The organism is Microbacterium meiriae (assembly GCF_040686935.1).
In the GTDB taxonomy this organism is placed as follows: Bacteria; Actinomycetota; Actinomycetes; order Actinomycetales; family Microbacteriaceae; genus Microbacterium; species Microbacterium meiriae.
On record NZ_JBFBMF010000003.1, the window covers coordinates 320,065 to 342,986 of the forward strand.

A 22,922-nucleotide genomic window follows, 5' to 3' on the forward strand; every position below is an offset into this window, starting at 1 on the left:
CGATTGTCACGGCAGCTGTGGGGTGCGGTGTCGGGGCGCCCGCCTAAGCTGGAGCCGTGTCGCGGAGCATCTACATCACCTCGGCCGAAGGCCACACCGGGAAGTCGACGATCGCCCTGGGGGCGCTCGACGCGCTGATGCGCGTGTCACCGCGCGTCGGGGTCTTCCGCCCGATCGCCCGGGCGGTCGCGGAGCGCGACGAGATCCTCGAGCTGCTGCTCGCCCATGACGGCGTCCAGCTCGACTACGAGGACTGCATCGGCGTCACCTACGACGATGTGCGCGCCGATCCGGAGGGCGCGCTGTCGACCATCGTCGCCCGCTTCAAGGCCGTCGAGGCGCAGTGCGACGCGGTGGTGATCGTCGGCAGCGACTACACCGACGTCGCGAGCCCCGCCGAGCTCGGCTTCAACGCCCGGATCGCGGCGAACCTCGGCGCCCCCGTCCTGCTCGTGCTGAGCGGGCGCGACCAGCAGCGGCAGGCCGAGCAGCTCGGCACCACGACCGCGCGGGTGCCCGCCGCCGTCGGCCAGATCGCCGCCCTCGCGCTGCCGGAACTCGCGGAGGAGCGCGCGGAGCTGTTCGCGGTGGCCGTGAACAGGGCCGACCCGGACGGGCTCGATGCCATCGTCGACGCGGTGCGCGCCGTCCTCCCCGCCGGCACCCCGGTCTGGGCGCTGCCCGAGGACCGCGCGCTCGTCGCGCCGTCCATCCGCGGCATCGTCTCCGCCGTCGACGGGACGCTGCTCAAGGGCGACGAGGATCGTCTGACCGCGGTGGCGCTGTCCATCGTCGTGGCCGGGATGTCGATGGTGAACGTCCTGCCGCGTCTCACCGACGAGGCCGTCGTCGTGATCCCCGCGGACCGCACCGAGGTGCTGCTCGCCGCGCTCCTCGCCGACTCCTCCGGCACGTTCCCGCGGATCGCCGGGATCATCCTCAACGGTCCCTTCCCGCTGCCGGACCCGATCCTCCAGCTCCTCGACGGCTTCGCCTCCTCGGTGCCGATCATCACCACCGACCTCGGCACGTACGACACGGCGGTACGGGTGATGGGCGCCCGCGGTCGCATCTCCGCCGACTCGCGCGGTCGCTACGACCGGGCACTCGGACTCTTCCAGGCGCATGTCGACGTGGCCGAGCTCACCGAGCAGCTCGGGCTCGCCGAGTCGCACGTCGTCACGCCGCTCATGTTCCAGTACGGACTGATGGAACGCGCGCGGTCCGACCGTCGCCATATCGTCCTCCCCGAGGGCGACGACGACCGCATCCTCCGCGCGGCGGCGGCGCTGCTGTCCCGTGAGGTGGCGGAGCTGACCATCCTCGGCGACGACGGCGCGATCCGTGCGCGGGCGGCGGAGCTCGGCCTCGACATCGCCGGTGCGCACGTGGTGAGCCCCACCGACCCGGCCCTCGTGGAGCGCTTCGCCGCCGAGTACGCCCGGTTGCGCGCCCACAAGGGGATCACGCTCGCGCAGGCCGCCGATACCGTCACGGACGTCTCCTACTTCGGGACGATGATGGTGCACCTCGGTCTCGCCGACGGCATGGTCTCCGGTGCCGCGCACACCACGGCGCACACGATCCGTCCGTCCTTCGAGATCATCAAGACGAAGCCGGGTGTGAACGTCGTCTCCAGCGTGTTCCTCATGGCCCTCGCCGACCGCGTGCTCGTGTACGGCGACTGCGCGGTCATCCCCGATCCCACGGCCGAGCAGCTCGCCGACATCGCGATCTCGTCCGCCACCACCGCCCGGCAGTTCGGCATCGACCCTCGCGTGGCGATGCTGTCGTACTCCACCGGTGAGTCCGGGTCGGGAGCCGACGTCGACAAGGTCAGGGCGGCGACGGCACTCGTGCGCGAGCGCGCTCCCGAGCTCCTCGTGGAGGGCCCCATCCAGTACGACGCCGCCGCCGACGCGGCGGTCGCCAAGGCCAAGCTGCCGGACTCGGCGGTGGCGGGGCGGGCGACCGTGTTCGTCTTCCCCGACCTCAATACCGGCAACAACACCTACAAGGCGGTGCAGCGCTCCGCCGGCGCCGTGGCCATCGGTCCAGTGCTCCAGGGACTCAACAAGCCCATCAACGACCTGTCCCGCGGTGCGCTCGTCGACGACATCGTGAACACCGTGGCCATCACGGCGATCCAGGCCCAGGGCGACGAGCGATCGGGGGAGGGGGCGTGAGCGCGATCCTCGTCATCAACAGCGGGTCGTCCTCGCTGAAGTACAGCCTCATCGACACCGCGCACGAGGACGAACTCGCCAGCGGGCTCATCGAGCGCATCGGACAGGAGTCCAGCCCTGTCGCCCATACCGTGCGCCCGGAGCCGGGTGACGGACCGTCGGCCACGATGCTCGACGCCACCTACCGCGACGAGCAGCCCATCCCCGACCACGCCACGGCCTTCGAGGTCATGCGCGCGCAGTTCGCGGCGCACGGTCCCTCGCTGGAGGCGCATGCCCCTGCCGCCGTGGGGCATCGGGTCGTGCACGGTGGGGCGCGCTTCTACGCGCCCACCCTGATCGATGCCGACGTCGAGCGGCAGATCGACGAGCTCGCCGTGCTGGCGCCGCTGCACAACCCCGCGAACCTCGCCGGCATCCGGGCGGCCCGCGCCGTGTTCGCCGACGTCCCGCACGTCGCGGTCTTCGACACGGCGTTCCACCAGACCCTCCCGCCCGCGGCGTACACCTACGCGATCGACGCGCAGCTCGCCGCCGCGCACCGGGTCCGTCGATACGGCTTCCACGGCACGAGCCACCAGTACGTCAGCGAGGCCGCCGCGCGCTTCCTCGGGCGCGATCTCGGCTCCCTGCGGCAGCTCGTGTTCCACCTCGGCAACGGCGCCTCGGTCACCGCGATCGACGGCGGTCGCTCGGTGGAGACGTCGATGGGCCTCACCCCGCTCGAGGGGCTCGTGATGGGGACGCGCTCGGGCGACCTCGATCCGGCCGCCCTCGTGCACCTGTCGCGCCGCGCCGGCTACACGATCGACGACCTCGACGCGCTCCTGAACACCCGCAGCGGGCTGGCCGGCCTCGCCGGTCGCAGCGACATGCGCGACATCCTCGCCGGGGTCGCTGCGGGCGAAGAGGCCGCGACACTCGCTTTCGACGTGTACGTCCACCGTCTCCGGGCCTACGCCGGCGCCTACATCGCTCAGCTCGGCGGGGTCGACGTCGTGTCCTTCACCGCCGGCGTGGGCGAGAACGCGGCCCCTGTGCGGGCAGCGGCGATGGCGACGCTCGGCTTCGCGGGGATCGAGATCGATGCCACCCGCAACGAGGCGAAGGAGAGCGGCATCCGTGTCATCTCCACGGATGCGTCCGCCGTGACGGTCCTCGTCGTCCCCACCGACGAGGAGCTGCAGATCGCCAGGCAGACCGCCGAGCTGCTCTGATCCCGGTCCGGGGTTACCCCGCGCGCGCCACCGCCATTACGCTTGCACAGTGGCACGGAGAGGTGCCGACCCGACCCTCGTCCTTCTCCTGGAGGCTCTGTGCCACACGCGCTGCCCGACCTGTTCCACGCCGACGGTGTGCTGTTCGACCTCGACGGCGTCCTCACGCCGACCGCCGAGGTGCACATGCGCGCCTGGAAGGCGGTCTTCGACGACGTCTTCGCCCGCTGGGACATCACTCCGCCGTACACCGACGAGGACTACTTCGCCTACGTCGACGGCAAGAAGCGCTACGACGGCGTCGCGAGTCTGCTGCGCAGCCGCAACGTCGAGGTGCCGTGGGGCTCCGTGGACGACGACCCGTCGGCCGAGACCATCTGCGGGATCGGCAACCGCAAGAACGCCGCGTTCGCGACGTCCCTCCGCAGCCAGGGCATCGCTCCGTTCCCCGGCTCCCTCGCCGTGGTCGAGGCGCTGCACGCCGCCGGGATCCCGCTCGGCGTCGTCTCCAGCTCGAAGAACGCCGAGGAGGTGCTGGCGGCCGCCGGCATCCGCTCCTTCTTCCGCGTCGTGATCGACGGCGTCGTCGCCGAGCGCGAGCACCTCGCCTCCAAGCCCGCTGCCGACATGTTCGCCGCCGGCGCCACGGCCCTCGGCGTCGACCCGGCCCGCAGCATCGCCGTCGAGGACGCCACCTCCGGTGCCGCCTCCGCCGCCGCGGCGGGGTATGCCGTGGTCATCGGCGTCGACCGCGGAGCGGGCGCCGACGCGCTCCGGGCCGCCGGAGCCACCCACGTCGTCGACGACCTCGGCGTCCTGCTTCCCGCCACCCGTACCGACACCCCGGAGACCGCATGATCGACCGCGACCGCTTCCCCGTCGACCCGTGGCGTCTCATCGAGACGCGCTACTCGGAGGAGGGCGTCGGCGAGACGCTGTTCTCGGTCGGCAACGGCTACCTCGGGCTCCGGGGCAACCACATCGAGGGGCGTGGCGCGCAGGAGCACGGCACCTTCATCAACGGTCTCCACGAGACCTGGCCCATCCGGCACGCCGAGCAGGCCTACGGCTTCGCCGAAGTCGGCCAGACCATCGTCAACGCCCCCGACGCCAAGGTGATGCGGCTCTACGTCGACGACGAGCCGATCTCCCTCGACGACGCGGACGTGCGCGAGTACGCCCGCACGCTCGACATGCGCACGGGGGTGCTCGAACGGCGCGTGGTCTGGGAGACGCCCTCCGGCAAGCGGGTGCGCATGCGGGATCAGCGTCTCGTGAGCTTCGAGGAGCGCCACCTCGCGGTGCTGCGGCTCGAGGTCGTCGTCGAGAACGCCAACGCCCCGGTCACGATCAGCTGCCAGCTCCTCAACCGTCAGGACGGGGCGGGCGTGTATGCCGGCTCTCCGATGACGACCAAGGGCGCCGCCTTCGACCCGCGCAAGGCCGAGCGCATCGCGGACCGTGTGCTGCAGCCGGCCGAGCACTGGCAGGACGGCCTGCGCTCCGCCCTGTCGTATCGGGTCGCCGCGTCCGGGATGACCGTCGCCGTCGTCGCCGATCACATCATCGAGACGGAGAACGACTACAACGTCCGGACGCTCATCGAGCCGGACATCGCCAAGAACGTCTTCCGTGTGCAGGCGAAGGCCGGCGTGCCCATCACGATCACCAAGCTCGTCAGCTATCACTCCTCCCGCGGGGTGCCCCCGCGGGAGCTCGTCGACCGCTGCCGTCGGTCCCTCGACCGGGCCGCGGACGAGGGCGTGGAGACGGTGTTCCGGCGTCAGCGCGAGTGGCTCGACGCGTTCTGGGAGCGCAGCGACGTGCAGATCGGCGGGCGCGACGACCTGCAGCAGGCCACCCGCTGGTGCCTGTTCCAGCTCGCGCAGGCATCGGCCAGGGCCGACGGCGCCGGCGTCCCCGCCAAGGGGCTGACCGGCTCCGGCTACAGCGGCCACTACTTCTGGGACACCGAGATCTACGTGCTCCCGTTCCTCACCTACACGACGCCGCGGTGGGCCTACAACGCACTGCGGGCCCGGGTGAAGATGCTTCCGGCCGCGCGTCGCCGGGCCGCCCAGCTCAACGAGGCCGGCGCACTGTTCCCGTGGCGCACGATCAACGGCGAGGAGGCCTCGGCGTACTACGCCGCCGGCACGGCGCAGTACCACATCAACGCCGACATCAGCTTCGCGCTGGGCAAGTACGTGCGCGCCACCGGGGATGAGGCGTTCCTGCGTCGGGAGGGGGCCGACGTCGCGATCGAGACCGCGCGGCTCTGGGCCACCCTCGGCTTCTGGCGGGGATCGCGTCTGGTCGAGCAGTCCGGTGCCGGCGACGGGATCCAGACGTTCCACATCCACGGCGTCACGGGCCCGGACGAGTACACGACCGTCGTGAACGACAACCTGTACACGAACGTCATGGCGCGGTACAACCTCCGTTACGCGGCCAAGGTCGTGCGGGAGATCCGCGACAGCTACCCGGAGGACTACGCGGCCCTCGTCGAGCGGACGGGTCTCGGATCCGGTGAGGCGGAGTCGTGGGAGCGGGCGGCGGAGGCGATGTACATCCCGTACAGCGAGAGCCTCGGCATCCACCCGCAGGACTCGCTGTTCCTGGAGCGGGAGGTCTGGGACCTCGCGAACACCCCGGCCGACCAGCGTCCGCTGCTGCTGCACTTCCACCCTCTCGTGATCTACCGCTTCCAGGTGCTCAAGCAGGCCGACGTGGTGCTGGCGCTGTTCCTGCAGGGCAACCACTTCTCGCCCGAGGAGAAGAAGGCCGACTTCGACTACTACGACCCGCTGACGACGGGCGATTCGACCCTGTCGGCGGTCGTGCAGTCGATCCTCGCGGCGGAGGTGGGTTACCAGGACCTCGCGCAGAAGTACTTCGCGCAGTCGCTGTTCGTCGATCTGCACGACCTGCACCACAATGCAGCCGACGGCGTGCACGTCGCCTCGGCAGGTGGGGTCTGGACGGCGCTCGTGTGCGGCTTCGGCGGCATGCGCGACTACGGCGGCGACCTCAGCTTCGACCCGCGGCTCCCGGAGTCCTGGCCCTCGCTGTCGTTCCCGCTGCAGTGGCAGGGCACGGCGATGCAGGTGACCGTCACGCGGCACGAGCTGCGGGTGCAGGTCCGCAGCGGTCCTCCGGTGCCGTTCAGCGTGCGCGACAACGCCTACATCGCGACCCTGGAGGACGACGTCATCGTCCCCCTCGCGAACCAGGGGCCCGTGATCCCCGGTCGCCCGACGCTGCAGGAGTTCGCCGACGCCCGCCGCGACGACGGCACCCGGCTCTCCGCCTCGGTCCCGGTGATCACGAGCGCCATCCCCGTCATCGAGCCGATCGACTGACCGCCGATCCACCCCGTTGCGTGCGTCCCACCCCGTTGCGGACGTCCGCAACGGGGTGGTTCGCGTGAAAGAGGCCGGGTCGAGCGTGAGGGGAGCAACGTCGGTGGCACGCCGTAGGCTGGAGGGGTGACCACAGCCCTCTACCGCCGCTACCGACCCGAGACGTTCGGCGAGATGATCGGGCAGTCGCAGGTGACCGATCCGCTCATGACCGCGCTGCGCGGCGACCGTGTGGGTCACGCCTATCTGTTCTCCGGTCCGCGTGGCTGCGGCAAGACCACCTCGGCGCGCATCCTCGCCCGTTGCCTGAACTGCGCGGAAGGGCCGACCGACACCCCCTGCGGGACGTGCCCGAGCTGCGTCGAGCTGTCCAGGGCGGGCGGGGGATCGCTCGACGTCGTCGAGATCGACGCGGCGAGCCACAACGGCGTCGATGACGCCCGCGACCTGCGGGAACGGGCCACCTTCGCTCCGAGCCGCGACCGCTTCAAGATCTTCATCCTCGACGAGGCGCACATGGTCACCCCGCAGGGCTTCAACGCGCTGCTGAAGCTGGTGGAGGAGCCCCCGCCGCACGTCAAGTTCATCTTCGCCACGACGGAGCCCGAGAAGGTGCTGGGCACGATCCGCTCGCGTACCCACCACTATCCGTTCCGACTGGTCCCGCCCGCTGCGATGCTCGAGTACGTCGAGAAGCTGTGTGCGGAAGAGGGCGTGATCGTCGAGCAGGGTGTGCTGCCGCTCGTCGTCCGCGCCGGAGGAGGCTCGCCCCGCGACACGCTGTCGCTGCTGGACCAGCTCATCGCGGGCTCGGACGCCCCGGCCGGCTCGGAGACCGTCACCGTCGGCTACGCGCGCGCGGTGGCGCTGCTCGGGTACACCCACGGGGCCCTCCTCGACGAGATCGTCGATGCGCTGGCGGCGGGCGACGCCGCGACCGCCTTCCCCGCCATCGACCGCGTCGTGCAGACCGGCCAGGACCCGCGGCGCTTCGTCGACGACCTGCTGGAGCGCCTGCGCGATCTCATCGTGATCGCCGCCGTCGGCTCCGGTGCCTCCGCCGTCCTCCGCGGCATCGCGGAGGACGAGCTCGACCGGATGCGCCGGCAGGCCGAGTCGTTCGGCGCCGCGCGCCTCTCGCGTACCGCCGACGTGGTCAGCGCGGCACTGGACGACATGTCCGGAGCCACATCGCCGCGGCTCCACCTCGAACTCATGGTCGCTCGTGTCCTCGCCGCCGCACCCGGAGGCTCGGCGGCGTCCGGCACCGCCGCGTCGGGCGCGCTGCACCCGCCGGCCACCACGCACCCGCCGGTGGTCCCGCCGGCGACCGCGACGCCGTCTCCGACCGTCGCATCCGACACGGGGAGGACGCCCGCTCCGGCGGCGCCCTCGGCGCCCGCGGCGTCGGCTCCATCTGCTCCGACCGCCCCTGCAGACGCGCCCGAGCCTGCGCCCGCTCCGGAGCCTGAGCGCACCCCGGAGCCCGAGAGCACTCCCGAGCCCGGCCACGCTCCGGAGCCCCAGCCCGCTCCGACCCCGTCCCCGCAGTCGTCCTCCGCGCCGTCCGCTCCCGTCACGTTCGAGCGCGTCCGCGACGCCTGGCCGGCCGTGCTGAAGCGTCTGGAAGGCATCAGCCGCACGTCCTGGCTGCTCGCGACCGCCGTGCAGCCCCTCGCCTACGACGGCGATTCCGAGGTGCTGACCCTCGGGTTCACGAGCCAGCATGACGTCGCGAAGTTCAAGGGGACCACGCCGGGATCCGGCCCCTCCGACCACCTCCGCACAGCCATCGAGCAGGAGGTCGGGGTACGTGTCAAGTACCTCCCGGCACCGATGCCACCCGGCGGTGCGCCGCGGCAGCCGGCCTCGTCCGGATCCACCGCGCCGGCCGACGACGCTCCCGCATCGGAGCCTGCGTCAGCACGGCCCTCCCGCCCGCAGACGCGCGCCGCCACCGCTCCCGTGACGGAATGGGCGGTCGCGCCCATCCCGACCGCAGACGCCGCGACACCGGCCGCCGCCCCCGCGGCGCCCCTCGCCGTCGACGACGAGCCGGAGGAGGTCGAGGCCGCCTCCGCCGCCCCGACCCCGCCGGCCGACGGCAGGGTCGACCGCGACGAGCCGCCGCTGCCCGGCGATGACGACGCTCCCGCGTTCGACGAGGAGCCGCCGTACGATCCGGCCTACGAGCCCCCGGCTCCGTACGACCGCCCTCCCTCCCCGCGGACGACACCGACGGCGGCCCCGCAGGCTGCCGCGCGCACGGCCCCCGCGGCTGCTCCGCCGGTCGTCATCGAGCGCACCCCCGCCGCGGGCGGCGTGCAGCGCTACGGTGAGGCCGTGATCCGCCAGGTGCTCGGCGCGACGTTCCTTCGCGAAGAGCCCTACGAGCCCCCCACGAGGTTCTCCTGATGTACGACGGCATCGTCCAAGAGCTGATCGACGAGTTCGGCCGCCTTCCCGGCATCGGCCCGAAGTCGGCGCAGCGCATCGCGTTCCATATCCTGCAGACGCCGACGTTCGACGTCGCCCGTCTCGCGGAGCTGCTGACCGAGATCCGCATCCGCGTCCGGTTCTGCGAGATCTGCGGCAACGTCGCGGAGCAGGAGCGGTGCGCGATCTGCCGCGACCCCCGCCGCAACCAGGCGCTGATCTGCGTGGTCGAGGACGCGAAGGACGTCGCGGCGATCGAGCGCACACGGGAGTTCCGCGGCCTGTACCACGTGCTCGGCGGCGCGATCAGCCCCATCGCGGGCATCGGGCCGGACGACCTCCGGATCGCCCAGCTCATGACGCGGCTCGCCGACGGCACCGTGCAGGAGGTCATCATCGCCACGAACCCCAACCTGGAGGGGGAGGCGACGGCGAGCTATCTGAGCCGGCTCCTCACGACGATGCAGATCACGGTCTCACGGCTCGCCTCGGGCCTCCCGGTCGGCGGCGACCTCGAGTACGCGGACGAGGTGACGCTGGGCCGGGCCTTCGAGGGCCGGCGCGTGCTGTGACCCCGCAGTCCGGCTTCTCCCGCCGGGGCTGGCTGCTCTTCGGGGCCATGGCCCTGCTGTGGGGCGTGCCCTACCTGTTCATCAGCGTGGCGGTGGATTCGATCTCCCCGCCGGCGATCGTCGCCGGACGGACGCTGATCGCCGCGCTCCTCCTGCTGCCGTTCGCCCTGCGCAGCGGCGCCCTCCGTGCGGCGCTCCGGCACTGGCCGTGGGTGCTGGCGTTCGGGGCCGTGGAGATGGCCGGACCGTTCCTCCTCCTCGGACACGCCGAGATGACACTGCCCTCCGGCATGACCGGACTCCTCGTGGCCACGGTGCCGCTGTTCGCCGCCCTCATCGCGCTGGGCGGCGGCGACCGCGGCGTGTTGCGTCCCGCCCGCGGCATCGGTCTTCTGGTCGGCTTCATCGGTGTGGCCATCGTCGTGGCGGGTCCCGGGCTCTTCGGGGGAGAGGTGAGCCTGCTCGCGGCCGGGGAGGTGCTGCTCGTCGCGGTGCTCTACGCGATCGCGCCGTTCATCGTGGCGCGCAAGCTGAACGACGTCCCCTCACTCGGCACGATCACGCTGTCGCTGCTCATGATCGGCCTCTTCTACCTCCCGATCGGTCTGCTCACGCAGCATGAGGTGCCGACGCTCCCGTCGATCGGTGCCCTGCTCGCCCTCGCCGTGATCTGCACGGCGCTGGCCTTCCTGGCCTTCTTCGCGCTGATCCGCGAGGTCGGGCCGGTCAGGGCGCCGCTGTTCACCTACGTGAACCCGGTCGTGGCGATCGTCCTCGGCGCGATCGTGCTCGCCGAACCCCTCACCCCTGGACTCCTCCTGGGATTCCCGCTGATCATCATCGGGTGTTGGTTCGCCGCCACCGGAGGACGCCTGCGTCCGGTGACGCCCGTTCCGCCCGCGCCGGCCTGAGCCGTCACATGCGCGGGGCGGCATGCGCGCCGATCGTAGAATGACCGTGGGCGGATCCGCCCGACATCCCAGGGAGTGAACGTGGCCCTCATCGTGCAGAAGTACGGCGGCTCGTCCGTCGCCGACGCAGAGAGCATCAAGCGCGTCGCCAAGCGCATCGTCGACACCCGTCGCGCCGGTCACGACGTCGTCGTCGCCGTGAGCGCGATGGGCGACACGACCGATGAGCTGCTGGACCTCGCGAACGAGGTCGCGCCGATCCCTGCTCCGCGCGAGCTCGACATGCTCCTCTCCAGCGGCGAGCGGATCTCGATGGCGCTGCTGGCGATGGCGATCCACTCCATGGGCTTCGAGGCGCGGTCGTTCACCGGCAGCCAGGCCGGCATGATCACCGATTCGCAGCACGGCGCGGCGCGCATCGTCGACGTCACGCCCGTCCGGCTCCGCGAGGCGCTCGACGAGGGCGCGATCGTGATCGTCGCGGGCTTCCAGGGCTTCAACCGCGACACCCGGGACATCACCACGCTCGGCCGCGGTGGCTCCGACACGACGGCCGTCGCGCTGGCGGCCGCGCTGTCCGCCGATGTCTGCGAGATCTACAGCGACGTCGACGGCATCTTCACGGCCGACCCGCGGGTGATCCCGAAGGCGCAGAAGCTCGACCACGTCTCCAGCGAGGAGATGCTGGAGCTCGCCGCCAACGGCGCCAAGGTCCTCTACATCCGTGCCGTGGAGTACGCCCGCCGGCACGGCGTCCTCATCCACGCCCGGTCGACGTTCTCGTCGGCCGAGGGCACATACGTTCTGGGCGAGGGCATGAAGAACCCTCGCGAAGCCGAGGGAGCAGTCATGGAAGAACCGATCGTCGCCGGCGTCGCCACCGACTTCAGCCAGGCCAAGATCACCGTCGCCGGGGTGCCGGACGTCCCGGGCAAGGCCGCCGAGATCTTCAAGATCGTCGCGAAGTCCGGCGCCAACGTCGACATGATCGTCCAGAACGTGTCGGCGACGGGACGCACCGACATCTCCTTCACGGTTCCCAAGGCCGACGCCGCTGCCGCGCTCAAGGCCCTCGCCGGCGAGCAGACCGAGGTCGGCTTCCAGAACCTCATCCACGACGACCAGATCGGCAAGCTGTCCGTGGTCGGCGCGGGGATGCGCACGCACTCCGGCGTCTCGGCGACCCTGTTCGAGGCCCTGTCCGCCGGCGGCATCAACATCGAGATGATCTCCACCTCGGAGATCCGCATCTCGGTCGTGCTCCGCGACACCGATCTCACGGAGGCCGCCCGCACGGTGCACACCGCCTACGGCCTCGACGGCGACGCGGAGGCCACGGTGCACGCCGGCACCGGTCGCTGACCCCCTCACGAGCTCCCTCTTCTCCCGCCACCGCAGGCTTTCGCGCCTGTTCAGGCCGTGCTGCCCACGCTCGCCTGCGCCCGCGCGCTCGCCTGTTTCCGCGGGTCTGCCTGTTCTCGCGCGCTCGCGCCACCGCAGGCTTTCGCACGGGCGCAGGCTCTGTCGTCCGCGCTCGCCTGTGCTCGCGTGTCAGCCTGCCCTCGCGAGCGGCGTACGAGGAGAGCCGAGGGGAGCGTGGCGCGATAGACTCGCGGAAACCCTGACACCGGCGCCAGGCGCAGCCTCAGCATCCCGACGCCGCGCCCGAAGCCTCGTACGCTGTACCGCACGAAGCCAAGGAACATCATGACCCGCATCTCCGAATCAGGACTCTCCGTCGCCATCGTCGGCGCCACCGGCCAGGTGGGCACTGTGATGCGCGAGATTCTCGCGGAGCGTTCGTTCCCGATCCGCGAGCTGCGGCTGTTCTCGTCGGCGCGTTCCGCCGGCACGGCGATCGAGTTCGGCGGGCAGACGGTGATCGTGGAAGACGTCGAGGCGGCCGACCCGTCGGGCATCGACATCGCCCTGTTCTCCGCCGGTGCCACCGCCAGCCGGGCATACGCGCCGCGCTTCGCCGAGGCCGGCGCCGTGGTCGTCGACAACTCCAGCGCCTGGCGCATGGACCCCGAGGTCCCGCTCGTCGTCAGCGAGGTCAACCCGCACGCGATCGACGACCGCCCGAAGGGCATCATCGCCAACCCGAACTGCACCACGATGGCCGCGATGCCGGTGCTGAAGGTCCTCGACGCCGAAGCCGGCCTCGAGCGCCTGATCGTGTCGACCTACCAGGCGGTGTCCGGCTCCGGACTCGCCGGCGCGCAGGAGCTGCTCGGTCAGGTCGAGGGCGTGCTCGCGCAGGGCGACACCCTCCGCCTGGTCCACGACGGCTCCGCAGTCGACTTCCCCGAGCCTGAGAAGTACGTCGCCCCGATCGCCTTCGACGTGATCCCGCTCGCCGGCAGCCTCGTGGACGACGGGGACAACGAGACCGACGAGGAGAAGAAGCTCCGCAACGAGAGCCGGAAGATCCTCGAGCTGCCCGGCCTCCGCGTCGCCGGCACGTGCGTCCGGGTGCCGGTGTTCACGGGCCACTCGCTGTCGATCCACGCCGAGTTCTCCCGCGATCTGACGCCCGACCGCGCCAGGGAAGTGCTGAGCGCGGCGCCCGGTGTCGTGCTCGACGAGGTGCCGACCCCGCTGCAGGCCGCGGGCAAGGACCCGAGCTTCGTGGGCCGCATCCGCGCCGACCAGTCGGCTCCGGAGGGCAAGGGCCTCGTGCTCTTCATCAGCAACGACAACCTCCGCAAGGGGGCGGCGCTGAACGCGGTGCAGATCGCCGAGGTGCTCGCGGAGCGTCTCGCCCCGGTCTCCTGACGGCCGCATGGTCTGCGGTGTCCTGCCCGCGAACTAGACTGTTCGAGTGACTGAAAACGTCGATGTCGTCCTGATCGGCGGTGGCATCATGAGCGCCACCCTGGGTACCCTGCTGCACGAGCTGCAGCCGGACTGGAAGATCGTCGCCTTCGAGCGGCTGTCGGACGTGGCGCAGGAGAGCTCGAACCCCTGGAACAACGCCGGGACCGGGCACGCCGCGCTGTGCGAGCTGAACTACATGCCGCAGCAGGGCGACGCTCCGCTCGACCCCGCCAAGGCGATCTCGATCAACGAGCAGTTCCAGCAGAGCCGCCAGTTCTGGTCCTCCCTCGTCGAGAAGGGTGTGCTGGACGAGCCGTCGACCTTCATCAATGCGACGCCGCACATGACGTTCGTGCGCGGCGAGAAGGACGTGGCGTACCTCAAGAAGCGTTACGAGGTGCTCAAGGAGCAGCCGCTGTTCGCGGGCATCGAGTACAGCGAGGACTCCCGCGTCATCAACCAGTGGGCGCCGTTGCTCATGCAGAAGCGCCGCAAGGGTGAGCCGTTCGCGGCCACCCGGGTGCCCGCCGGCACGGACGTCGACTTCGGTGCGCTCACGCATCAGCTTTTCGGCCACCTCCGCGACTCGGGCGTCTCGGTCCGCACGAACCACGAGGTCAAGTCCCTCACGCGTCAGAAGGACGGCACCTGGCTCATCAAGTACCGCACGACGATCGGCCGCACTCCGAACGAGATCAAGGCGAAGTTCGTGTTCGTCGGCGCGGGCGGGTGGGCGCTCAAGCTCCTGCAGAATTCCGGCATCCCCGAGATCAAGGGCTACGGCGTCTTCCCGATCGGTGGACAGTTCCTCAAGACGACCAACCCGAAGATCGTCGCGCAGCACAAGGCCAAGGTCTACTCGCAGGCCTCGGTCGGCGCGCCGCCGATGTCGGTCCCGCACCTCGACACGCGTGTCGTCGACGGCGAGGCCTCGCTCATGTTCGGCCCGTTCGCGACGTTCAGCCCCAAGTTCCTCAAGAACGGGTCGATGCTCGACATCGTCACGCAAGTCCGTCCGCACAACCTCTGGCCGATGCTGCGGGTGGCTTTCGCGAACCCCGACCTCATCACGTACCTCATCAGCGAGCTGATGAAGAATCACCGCAAGAAGGTCGACAGCCTCCGCACCTTCATGCCGACGGCGAAGGATGAGGACTGGACGCTCATCGACGCCGGTCAGCGGGCGCAGGTCATGAAGAAGGACCCGAAGAAGGGCGGCGTGCTCCAGTTCGGAACCGAGGTCGTCGCGGCCGGTGACGGCTCGATCGCGGGCCTCCTCGGTGCGTCGCCCGGCGCCTCCACGGCCGTGCCGATCATGCTCGACCTGCTGAAGAAGTGCTTCCCCGGCGAGTACCCGGGCTGGGAGTCGCAGCTGCGCGAACTCATCCCCACCTTCGGCCGGAAGCTCAACGGTGACGCGGAGCTCGCGGAGGAGTCCACCACCGCCACTGCCGCCGTCCTCGGCATCAACGCCTGACCCGGGACCGTGGCGAAGCTCTACTTCCGCTACGGCGCGATGAACTCGGGCAAGTCGACCGCCCTCCTGCAGGCTGCCTACAACTATGAGGAGCGCGGCCAGCACGTGCTGCTCGCCAAGCCCGCGATCGACACCAAGGGTGCGGGGGAGATCGAGAGCCGCCTCGGGGTCACGCGTCCCGTCGACGTCCTCATCGGTCCGGAAGACGACGCCCGCGCGCTCTTCGCGATCCATCGGGAGCGCATGCGTCGGTCGACGGAGGAGGAGCTCATCCCGACGGGGCCCGTCGACGTGGCCTGCCTGCTCGTCGACGAGGCGCAGTTCCTGACGCCGACCCAGATCGACGACCTTTTCCGGATCGCGGTGGAGGACGGCATCCCGGTGATGGCCTACGGGATCCGCAACGACTTCCGCACGCACGCCTTCCCCGGATCGGCCCGGCTCCTCGCCATCGCGCACTCGCTCGAGGAACTGAAGACGATCTGTCGCTGCGGGCGCAAGGCGGTGTTCAACGGGCGGGTGGTCGGCGGCCGGTTCGTGTTCGACGGCGACCAGGTCGCGATCGACGAGGGTGCCGACGGCTCTTCCTCGCCCGAACTCACGACCTACGAGTCGTTGTGCGGCACCTGCTACCTGGAGGAGTCCGGCGGCCGTCTCGGCTGATCCCACCTCCGACCCACCCCCTTCCGGTCGACCCGCCCCTCTGCGCGCGTACGCAAGCGGCCGGAGCGCACGAAAAGGGGTGGGTCGGCGGCGCAGTGGTCCGCATTGCGTGGTCTGACCACACGCGCTAACCTGTGGTCTGACCACAGGAGGCGGGATGACGGAGCAGCCGGCGCGTGCATGGCGACTCGTGCTCGAGCACATCGAGCGTGATCTGCTCGACGGTCGCCTCGGCCCGGGTGACCGGCTGCCGTCCGAGCGCGACCTCGCCAGCGACCTCGGCGTCGGGCGATCGAGCGTGCGGGAGGCCTTCCGGGTGCTCGAGGTGCTCGGGCTCATCCGCACCGCGACCGGCTCCGGCCCCCAGTCGGGCGCCATCGTCATCGCCACCCCCACCGGCGGCATGTCCGCGCTCCTGCGCCTCCAGGTGGCCGCGCAGGGCTTCCCGCTCGACGACGTGGTCCGCACGCGTCTCGTGCTGGAGGATGCGGTCGTCGACGCCATGGCCGCCGCGTCGGACCGCGACACCTCCCGGGCCCACGAGCTGCTCGCCGCGATGGACGACGGTGCCCTCACGCCGGCCGAGTTCCTGGCCCTCGATGCGCAGCTGCATCTCTCCCTCGCCGAGGGCAGCGGCAACACGGTCATCGCGGCGATGATGGCGGGGCTCCGTTCCTCCATCGAGTCCTACGTGCTCGCCGGGGCCGCGACCGTCGACGACTGGGATCGGATGGCCGCCCGCCTGCGCTCCGAGCACCGCGCTCTGGTCGCGGCGATCGACGACGGCGACGCCGACACCGCCCGCCGTCTCGTCCGCACCCATATCACCGGCTACTACACCGCCGCGGGTCTCACCCGTGCCATCACACCGCAGAACTGAGAGGCAGAACATGGTCCAGCGCCAGCTCCCCAACCCCGCCGAGCTGTTGGAGCTCATGAAGTTCAAGAAGCCGGAGCTCGACGGGCGCAAGCGGCGCCTCGACGCCGCGCTCACCATCGACGACCTGCGGAAGATCGCCAAGCGCCGCACGCCGAAGGCCGCCTTCGACTACACGGACGGTGCTGCCGAGGGCGAGCTGTCGCTGAGCAGAGCCCGCCAGGCGTTCCAGGACGTCGAGTTCCACCCCGGGATCCTCAAGCCGGCCCCGGACGTCGACACGGCCGTCGACATCCTCGGTGGCCCCTCCGCGCTCCCGTTCGGCATCGCGCCGACCGGCTTCACCCGCCTCATGCAGACGGAGGGCGAGGTCGCGGGCGCCGGAGCCGCGGCCGCCGCGGGCATCCCGTTCACCCTGTCCACCCTCGGGACCACGTCGATCGAGGACGTCAAGGCGGCGACGATCCGGGAGCCGCAGGGGCCCGTGCCCGGTCGGAACTGGTTCCAGCTCTACGTGATGCGTGACCGCGAGATCTCCTACGAGCTCGCCCGTCGTGCCGCGGCCGCCGGCTTCGACACCCTGCAGTTCACCGTCGACACCCCGGTCGCCGGTGCCCGTCTCCGTGACAAGCGCAACGGCTTCAGCATCCCGCCGCAGCTCACGCTCGGCACGATCATCAACGCGATCCCGCGGCCGTGGTGGTGGTTCGACTTCCTGACCACCCCGAAGCTGGAGTTCGCGTCGCTGAGCACGACCGGCGGCACCGTGGGCGAGCTCCTCGACGCGGCGATGGATCCGACCATCAGCTACGACGACCTCGCCGTCATCCGCGACATCTGGCCCGGCAAGATCGTCATCAAGGGCGTGCAGAACGTCGAGGACTCCGTGCGCCTGCGGGATGCGGGCGTGGACGGCATCGTCCTGTCGAACCACGGCGGCCGTCAGCTCGACCGCGCGCCCATCCCGTTCCACCTCCTGCCCGAGGTCCGTCGTGCGGTCGGCGACGACTTCACGGTCATGATCGACACCGGGATCATGAACGGCGCCGACATCGTGGCGTCCGTCGCGCTGGGCGCCGATTTCACGCTGATCGGCCGCGCGTACCTCTATGGCCTGATGGCGGGCGGACGCCAGGGCGTCGACCGCACGATCGCCATCCTGCGCAGCGAGATCGAGCGCACGATGCGGCTGCTCGGCGTCGCGTCGCTCGCGGAGCTCGAGCCGGCCCACGTGACCCAGCTCACGCGCCTGGTGCCCGTCTCCCGCTCCGCCGGCGTCGAGGTGCACTGACCCACCTGCACGACCAGGTCACGCCTGCACGACGGACTCCGCCCTCTCGTCGTGCAGGCGTGCCGAAGTCGTGCGGGCGAGCGTGTCAGACCCGGGTGGAGAGGGTCGGCAGCAGCTCCTGCAGGCGGGCGGCCGTGTCCTCCCAGCCCTCGACGGCCACCGACGGCACTCCGAGCGCGAGGACGGGGTAGTCGTTGCCGCCCTCGTCGAGGCGGTCGCCGTAGAAGAGCATCGCGGTCAGGTCGATGCCGGTGTGGGTGGCGAGCTGCCGCATGCCGAACGCCTTGTCGATCCCGGCGCGGGTGATGTCGATCGAGGTCGAGCCGCCCGAACGCACCTCGAGGCCCGGGAGCCGTGCGGCCACGGCATCGCGGAGGGCTCCGCGCTTCGAGCCCGTCGGATCCCACGCGTGCTTCGCGTCGCGCGGCGCCTGCTGACCGAGCGCGGAGAACGTGATCTGCGAGCCGCGGTCTTCCAGGATCTCCCCCCAGGGCTCCGCCTCCCACAGTCCGAGGCGCTCCGCCTCCTCGCGCAGGGCGGTGAGGGCGGCGGTCTTCTCGTCGTCGCTCAGGTCATGCGCGTACACCGCGACGAAGTCGGTACCGTCATGCCGCAGGTAGCGCGTGCCGCACGTCGGCAGCAGGTGCAGGCGGGCGAGCGCCTCCGGATCGGCACCCGCGAGCTGAGCGACGACCTGCGAGCGGAACTGCGCCTCGTTGCCGCCGGAGATGATCGCGACCTCCACGGACCGCAGCAGCTCACCCAGAAGCGCGGCGATCTGCGGGTCGATCGTGCCCTTGGACGGGGCGAGGGTGTCATCGAGGTCGAAGGCGATGAGAGAGGGCGATGTCATGATGCCTCCACTGTAGGTGTTCGCGGCCGGGTGGACGGTGTGGCGGCGAGCAGCGTGCAGAATACCGCGAGGACGACGCCGATGGTCGCGCCGGTGGAGTTGGCCACCACGTCGCTCACGGTCGCAGCGCGATGGGGCAGGGCCACGTACTGCGCGGTCTCGATGGCGAGGGAGAGCGCGGGGCCGACGAGCAGCGACAGCGGCCACGTACGACGGGGGACGAGCAGGAAGGCGAGGACGCCGACGGGGATGAAGACGGCGATGTTCGCCAGCACCTCGAGGCGCGTGAAGTCCAGGCTCGTCCAGCCGAGCCGCTGGACAGCGCGAAGCAGGAGATCGAGCAGATCGGGCATCGTCTGCTCCACGCGGGCAGGCGTGAGGGTGAGGAGGGCCACCCCGATGAGGAAGGGGAGCCCGAGGGCGACGGCCCACACGCGCGTCGAACGTCGCGGCGGTGGCAGGAGCCTCCCCATGCGTTCCCCTCTCGCACGACATCCCGATACAGAGAAGGCCGCCCCTGCGGGCGGCCTTCTCGTGTCACTGGTCGGGGTGACAGGATTTGAACCTGCGACCTCTTCGTCCCGAACGAAGCGCGCTACCAAGCTGCGCCACACCCCGTTTTGCAACCCTCCGAGTCTACAGTGAAATGCCTCCAGCACCGAATCGAGCCCTCCCACCCGCGTGGCGGAGCCGTCTCGCGGGTCAGGCGCGCGGGGTCAGGGTGAGCAGTGTCGCCTCGGGACGGCACGCGAAGCGGACCGGCGCGTAGATCGAGTGCCCACAGCCGGCGCTGACGTTCAGGGGTACGGAACGGTCGCCGTGCGTCCAGGTGCTGAGCCCCTTGGCCTGCTTCAGCGGGATGTCGCAGTTGGCCACGATGGCCCCGAAGCCGGGGAGGCAGACCTGCCCGCCGTGCGTGTGCCCGCCGAGGATGGCGTCCGCGCCGAGGTCGACGAAGCCGTTGAGCACGCGCTGATACGGCGCGTGCGTGACTCCGAGCACCGGTGTCGCATCCGTTCGGGGGCCCAGCGCCTCGAGGGCCGCAGGCAGCACATCCAGCCGCTCCCAGTCGCGGTGGGCGTCGTCGACGCCGAACAGGTCGACGGCGGCGCCCCGCACCGTGAGGCGCGTCGCCGTGTTGTTCAGGTCGGCCCAGCCGAGCTCGTCCGTGAAGTAGCGGTCCATCGCTGCCGTGTCGAGCAGCGTGGGCTCGCGGTGCTTCTGCGACGGTCCGGAGAAGTATCGCAGCGGATTCCGGGGGGAGGGGCCGTTGACGTCATTGGAGCCGTGCACGAACACCCCGGGAATGCCGGCGAAGGGAGCGAACGCCCGGCGGATGCCCTGCAAGCCCTCTTCGTGCCCGAGGTTGTCGCCCGTGTTGACGATGAGGTCGGGCTCCAGGTCGGCCAGGGACGCGAGCCAGTCCTGCTTCCGGTGCTGCCAGGGCGCCATGTGCGCATCGGAGAGATGCAGGATGCGCAGCGGCGCCGCGCCCGTCGGAAGCGCCTCTGCCGAGACCTCCCGCACCGTGAACAGATACCGCTCGATGCCGATACCCCAGATCGCCGCGGCCGCACCGACGGCCCCCACCGCGCCGAGCGCGATGAGGGCCGGGTGCGCCGCGCGGGACGCGCCTACTTGCACGACACTCGGATCGGCGTGGCCTTCGTGGCCGCGGAGTTCGCAGCGGGGGTCGTCGCGGTCACGGTCGCCCCCTCCGCGTTGCAGGATCCTTCTCGCTCGACCGTCGTGAAGCCGGCGGCGACGAGGGCGGCGTTCGCCTCGGTCGGACTCTGGCCCGTCACGTCGGGGACGGTCGCGCCCTTGCCGTTGCTGGGCGAGATCGTGATCGTGGCTCCGGAGGTTGCCTGCCCGGACGGGCTCTGCTCGACGACGATGTTGGTCGCCTTGTCGCTGTCCACGGGGGCACCCACGGAGACGTCGAAACCGGCGCGTTCGAGGGTCGCGGTCGCCTCCTCGACGGTTTGCCCGACGACATCCGGCACGTCGACCCGGATCTGTCGGATGAGGTTGCCGTCCGGCTCCGGGAACTGGTCGCCGCCGTACGCCTGGTTCGCGGCATGCTGCGCGGCCCTCGCGAGGGGGTATCGGACCTCATTGAGCAGGTGGCTGCCGGTCCAGACGTTGAACACGTTGTCGTGGTTGCCGTTCGAGCGGCCGGCCCAGACCGCGGTCGCGACCTTGGTGCTGGACTCGATCATCATGGTCGACCACAGGTCGTGTGTCCCGGTCTTGCCGATCAGCGGGGTGCCGTCGAACGGGTTGGCTCGCGCGCCGGTGCCGCCGCCGGCCATGACGCCCTGCAGTGCATAGGCCGCGGTCGCCGCGACCTCCTTCGAGAGCACGCCCTCGGTGCAGGACGCCTTGGGAAGCGGACGCTCCTTGCCCTCGGCGTCGATCACCTTGTCGATGGCGCGGGGCGTGCAGTACGTGCCGCCGCTGGCGACCGTCGCGTAGGCGTTGGCCATCGCGATGGGGGAGATGTTCTTCGGGCCGAGGACGTCGTAGGGGACGTTCTCCTCCGTGACCTTCTCGCCGCTCGCTAGCGTGACGCCCATCTTGTCGGCGACCTTGTTGATGTCGCAGACGTCGAGCTTGGAGGCCATCGCGAAGTAGCCACTGTTGAGCGACTGCGCGGTGAAGGTCATTGGGGTCCCCGGATAGCCGCGACTGCGGCCGAAGTTGCCGATCTTCGCGGTGTCCGTCGGCTGCGGGCTGCCACAGACCGGAATCTGCAGGTTGGACTGCACGGTGCCGTTCAAGTTCTCCCGCACGGAGTGGCCCTTCTCGAGCCAGTCGATGAGGGTGAAGAGCTTGTACGTCGAGCCGACCTGGAAGCCGCCGGATTTACCGTACTTCTGGTCGCCCGCGAAGACGAGCGACGAGTACTGCTGGTCGGTGGTCGGGGTCTCCGCGAACTTGGTGTTCTGCGTGATCGAGAGGATGCGGCCGGTGCCGACCTCGATCGAGACGCCGGCAGCTCCGAAGTACTTGTTGTCGAAGTTCGCCGGGACGACGTTGGCCATCTCTTCGGCCGCCGGGTCCTGCACGCGGAAGTCCAGCGTGGTGTAGATCTTCAGGCCACCGCGGCGCAGGAGGTCACGACGCTCCTGGATGTCCGCACCGAATGCCTCGTCATTCTCGACGATCGACTTCACGTACTGGCAGAAGTACGCGTTGCGGCCCGCGGCGGCACAGCCCTGGGTGGGGACCTTGATGGCAGGCTCGATCGCCGCGGCCTTCGCCTCGTCATGCTGAGCCTGGGTGATCTTGCCGTCGGTGAGCATGCGGCCGAGCACGTAGTCGCGGCGATCCTTGGCGTCCTTGTAGCCGTCCGCCTCGGAGTTGTGTGCGACGCCGTCGTCAGTCGTGTAGGTCCCGCCGACCTTGTCAATGCGGTACGTGTTCGGGTTCTGCACGATGCCGGCGAGCGTCGCCGCCTGGCCGACGGTGAGCCTCGCCGCCGAGGTCGAGAAGTAGTAGCGCGCGGCGGCCTCGATCCCGTAGACGGTGCCGCCGAAGTTCGCGATGTTCAGGTACCCGAGGAGGATGTCGTTCTTCGAGTAGTCCTTCTCGATCTGGATGGCGTAGCGCATCTCCTGGAGCTTGCGCTCGATGCCGTCCACACCGGAGGCGTTGGTGGCGTCCTGCCAGCACTGCTGCAGCTCGTCCGCATACGTCTCGGAAGCCGTGTTGACATTCTGCTCGCACTGCTGGATGCGGACGTTCTTCACGAACTGCTGGCTGATCGTCGAGGCGCCGCGGCTGGAGGTGCCCCGCACGTTGTCGACGAGGGCCTTCACGGTCGCGCCGAGGTTGACGCCGCCGTGGGTATAGAAGTTCTTGTCCTCACTGGAGAGGATCGCGTCGTAGAGGACCGGTGCGACCTGCTCGTAGGTGACCGGCACGCGGTTCTGCTCGTAGAACGACGCCAGCACGACCGGCTTGCCCTCGGGGTTGGTCGCGTAGATCGTCGACTGCTCCATCGGGGTGTCGACCTTGAGCACCTCGGGCAGCTCATCGAAGATCGTCAGCGCCGTGGAGCCGGCGACGCCGGTCATCGCGAGGACGGGGGTGACGCTGGCGGTGACCAGCAGACCGGCGATGGCGCTCAGTCCGACGAGCCCGACGAGACCGCCGAGCACGCCCTTCACCGTGCGGTTCTTTTGGGGCATACGCTTGATCGTAGGGGAGTTCCCTGAATACCGGCTTTGATGAGCGCGGCCCGGTCTGCCC

The 22,922-nt window shown here is 70.3% G+C and carries 17 protein-coding genes and 1 tRNA gene; 13 read left to right on the forward strand and 5 right to left on the reverse strand.

Features of this window, described 5'->3' with window-relative positions; all coding sequences use genetic code 11:
- The first annotated feature begins 56 nt into the window (after positions 1 to 56).
- The 13 genes from pta (at position 57) to AB0P08_RS11625 (ending at position 17,812) form a co-directional block, all read left to right on the forward strand.
- Positions 57 to 2,186 (forward strand): phosphate acetyltransferase, encoded by a 2,130-nt coding sequence (pta, locus tag AB0P08_RS11565; RefSeq protein WP_363589962.1) that lies wholly within the window; start codon positions 57 to 59, stop codon positions 2,184 to 2,186.
- Positions 2,183 to 3,403 carry an acetate/propionate family kinase gene (locus tag AB0P08_RS11570; protein ID WP_363589963.1) on the forward strand — a complete coding sequence of 407 codons (1,221 nt, stop codon included), beginning with the start codon at positions 2,183 to 2,185 and terminating at the stop codon, positions 3,401 to 3,403. Before pta ends, AB0P08_RS11570 begins: the two co-directional genes overlap by 4 nt.
- Positions 3,404 to 3,502: 99 nt before the next feature.
- The gene (locus AB0P08_RS11575) at positions 3,503 to 4,261 is read left to right on the forward strand and encodes a beta-phosphoglucomutase family hydrolase (protein ID WP_187662165.1); all 759 of its coding nucleotides are present in this window, start codon (positions 3,503 to 3,505) and stop codon (positions 4,259 to 4,261) included.
- Entirely contained in the window at positions 4,258 to 6,765 is a 2,508-nt protein-coding gene (locus AB0P08_RS11580) for a glycoside hydrolase family 65 protein (protein WP_363589964.1), read from the forward strand. The genes AB0P08_RS11575 and AB0P08_RS11580 overlap by 4 nt, the downstream gene beginning before the upstream one ends.
- A 126-nt stretch (positions 6,766 to 6,891) precedes the next feature.
- The gene (locus AB0P08_RS11585; protein WP_363589965.1) at positions 6,892 to 9,180 is read left to right on the forward strand and encodes a DNA polymerase III subunit gamma and tau; all 2,289 of its coding nucleotides are present in this window, start codon (positions 6,892 to 6,894) and stop codon (positions 9,178 to 9,180) included.
- On the forward strand, positions 9,180 to 9,773 hold the full coding sequence (gene recR / locus AB0P08_RS11590; protein ID WP_025104255.1) for a recombination mediator RecR: 594 nt from the start codon (positions 9,180 to 9,182) through the stop codon (positions 9,771 to 9,773). The genes AB0P08_RS11585 and recR overlap by 1 nt, the downstream gene beginning before the upstream one ends.
- Positions 9,770 to 10,684 carry a DMT family transporter gene (locus AB0P08_RS11595; protein WP_187662162.1) on the forward strand — a complete coding sequence of 305 codons (915 nt, stop codon included), beginning with the start codon at positions 9,770 to 9,772 and terminating at the stop codon, positions 10,682 to 10,684. The genes recR and AB0P08_RS11595 overlap by 4 nt, the downstream gene beginning before the upstream one ends.
- 81 nt (positions 10,685 to 10,765) lie before the next feature.
- Positions 10,766 to 12,046 (forward strand): aspartate kinase, encoded by a 1,281-nt coding sequence (locus AB0P08_RS11600; protein WP_025104257.1) that lies wholly within the window; start codon positions 10,766 to 10,768, stop codon positions 12,044 to 12,046.
- 345 nt (positions 12,047 to 12,391) lie between these two features.
- Positions 12,392 to 13,462 carry an aspartate-semialdehyde dehydrogenase gene (locus tag AB0P08_RS11605; protein ID WP_363589966.1) on the forward strand — a complete coding sequence of 357 codons (1,071 nt, stop codon included), beginning with the start codon at positions 12,392 to 12,394 and terminating at the stop codon, positions 13,460 to 13,462.
- A 46-nt stretch (positions 13,463 to 13,508) separates the two neighbouring features.
- Positions 13,509 to 14,981 carry a malate:quinone oxidoreductase gene (locus tag AB0P08_RS11610; RefSeq protein ID WP_187662160.1) on the forward strand — a complete coding sequence of 491 codons (1,473 nt, stop codon included), beginning with the start codon at positions 13,509 to 13,511 and terminating at the stop codon, positions 14,979 to 14,981.
- A gap of 9 nt (positions 14,982 to 14,990) precedes the next feature.
- Positions 14,991 to 15,644, forward strand: a complete 654-nt coding sequence (locus AB0P08_RS11615; protein WP_187662159.1) for a thymidine kinase — start codon at positions 14,991 to 14,993, stop codon at positions 15,642 to 15,644.
- A 157-nt stretch (positions 15,645 to 15,801) separates the two neighbouring features.
- The gene (locus AB0P08_RS11620) at positions 15,802 to 16,524 is read left to right on the forward strand and encodes a FadR/GntR family transcriptional regulator (RefSeq protein WP_363589967.1); all 723 of its coding nucleotides are present in this window, start codon (positions 15,802 to 15,804) and stop codon (positions 16,522 to 16,524) included.
- A gap of 10 nt (positions 16,525 to 16,534) precedes the next feature.
- Entirely contained in the window at positions 16,535 to 17,812 is a 1,278-nt protein-coding gene (locus tag AB0P08_RS11625) for an alpha-hydroxy acid oxidase (protein ID WP_363589968.1), read from the forward strand.
- An 85-nt stretch (positions 17,813 to 17,897) separates the two neighbouring features.
- On the opposite strand, the gene AB0P08_RS11630 is transcribed toward AB0P08_RS11625, so the two are convergent.
- The 5 genes from AB0P08_RS11630 to AB0P08_RS11650 form a co-directional block, all read right to left on the reverse strand.
- On the reverse strand, positions 17,898 to 18,665 hold the full coding sequence (locus tag AB0P08_RS11630; protein ID WP_363589969.1) for an HAD-IIB family hydrolase: 768 nt from the start codon (positions 18,663 to 18,665) through the stop codon (positions 17,898 to 17,900).
- Positions 18,662 to 19,138 (reverse strand): VanZ family protein, encoded by a 477-nt coding sequence (locus tag AB0P08_RS11635; protein ID WP_363589970.1) that lies wholly within the window; start codon positions 19,136 to 19,138, stop codon positions 18,662 to 18,664. Before AB0P08_RS11635 ends, AB0P08_RS11630 begins: the two co-directional genes overlap by 4 nt.
- Before the next feature lie 68 nt (positions 19,139 to 19,206).
- Positions 19,207 to 19,283 (reverse strand) — tRNA-Pro (locus tag AB0P08_RS11640).
- Positions 19,284 to 19,367: 84 nt separating this feature from the next.
- Positions 19,368 to 20,309: a metallophosphoesterase gene (locus tag AB0P08_RS11645; RefSeq protein ID WP_363589971.1), complete on the reverse strand. Its 942-nt coding sequence runs from the start codon at positions 20,307 to 20,309 to the stop codon at positions 19,368 to 19,370.
- On the reverse strand, positions 20,300 to 22,861 hold the full coding sequence (locus AB0P08_RS11650) for a transglycosylase domain-containing protein (protein ID WP_363589972.1): 2,562 nt from the start codon (positions 22,859 to 22,861) through the stop codon (positions 20,300 to 20,302). The genes AB0P08_RS11645 and AB0P08_RS11650 overlap by 10 nt, the downstream gene beginning before the upstream one ends.
- Positions 22,862 to 22,922: the final 61 nt, after the last annotated feature.

What these genes read in the sequence shown, in the direction of transcription:
- AB0P08_RS11580 (WP_363589964.1), top strand. Translation starts at nt 4,258, where the DNA reads ATGATCGACCGCGACCGCTTCCCCGTCGACCCGTGGCGTCTCATCGAG.
- recR (WP_025104255.1), top strand. Translation starts at nt 9,180, where the DNA reads ATGTACGACGGCATCGTCCAAGAGCTGATCGACGAGTTCGGCCGCCTT.
- AB0P08_RS11605 (WP_363589966.1), top strand. Translation starts at nt 12,392, where the DNA reads ATGACCCGCATCTCCGAATCAGGACTCTCCGTCGCCATCGTCGGCGCC.
- AB0P08_RS11620 (WP_363589967.1), top strand. Translation starts at nt 15,802, where the DNA reads ATGACGGAGCAGCCGGCGCGTGCATGGCGACTCGTGCTCGAGCACATC.
- AB0P08_RS11625 (WP_363589968.1), top strand. Translation starts at nt 16,535, where the DNA reads ATGGTCCAGCGCCAGCTCCCCAACCCCGCCGAGCTGTTGGAGCTCATG.
- AB0P08_RS11630 (WP_363589969.1), bottom strand. Translation starts at nt 18,665, where the DNA reads ATGACATCGCCCTCTCTCATCGCCTTCGACCTCGATGACACCCTCGCC.
- AB0P08_RS11635 (WP_363589970.1), bottom strand. Translation starts at nt 19,138, where the DNA reads ATGGGGAGGCTCCTGCCACCGCCGCGACGTTCGACGCGCGTGTGGGCC.
- AB0P08_RS11650 (WP_363589972.1), bottom strand. Translation starts at nt 22,861, where the DNA reads ATGCCCCAAAAGAACCGCACGGTGAAGGGCGTGCTCGGCGGTCTCGTC.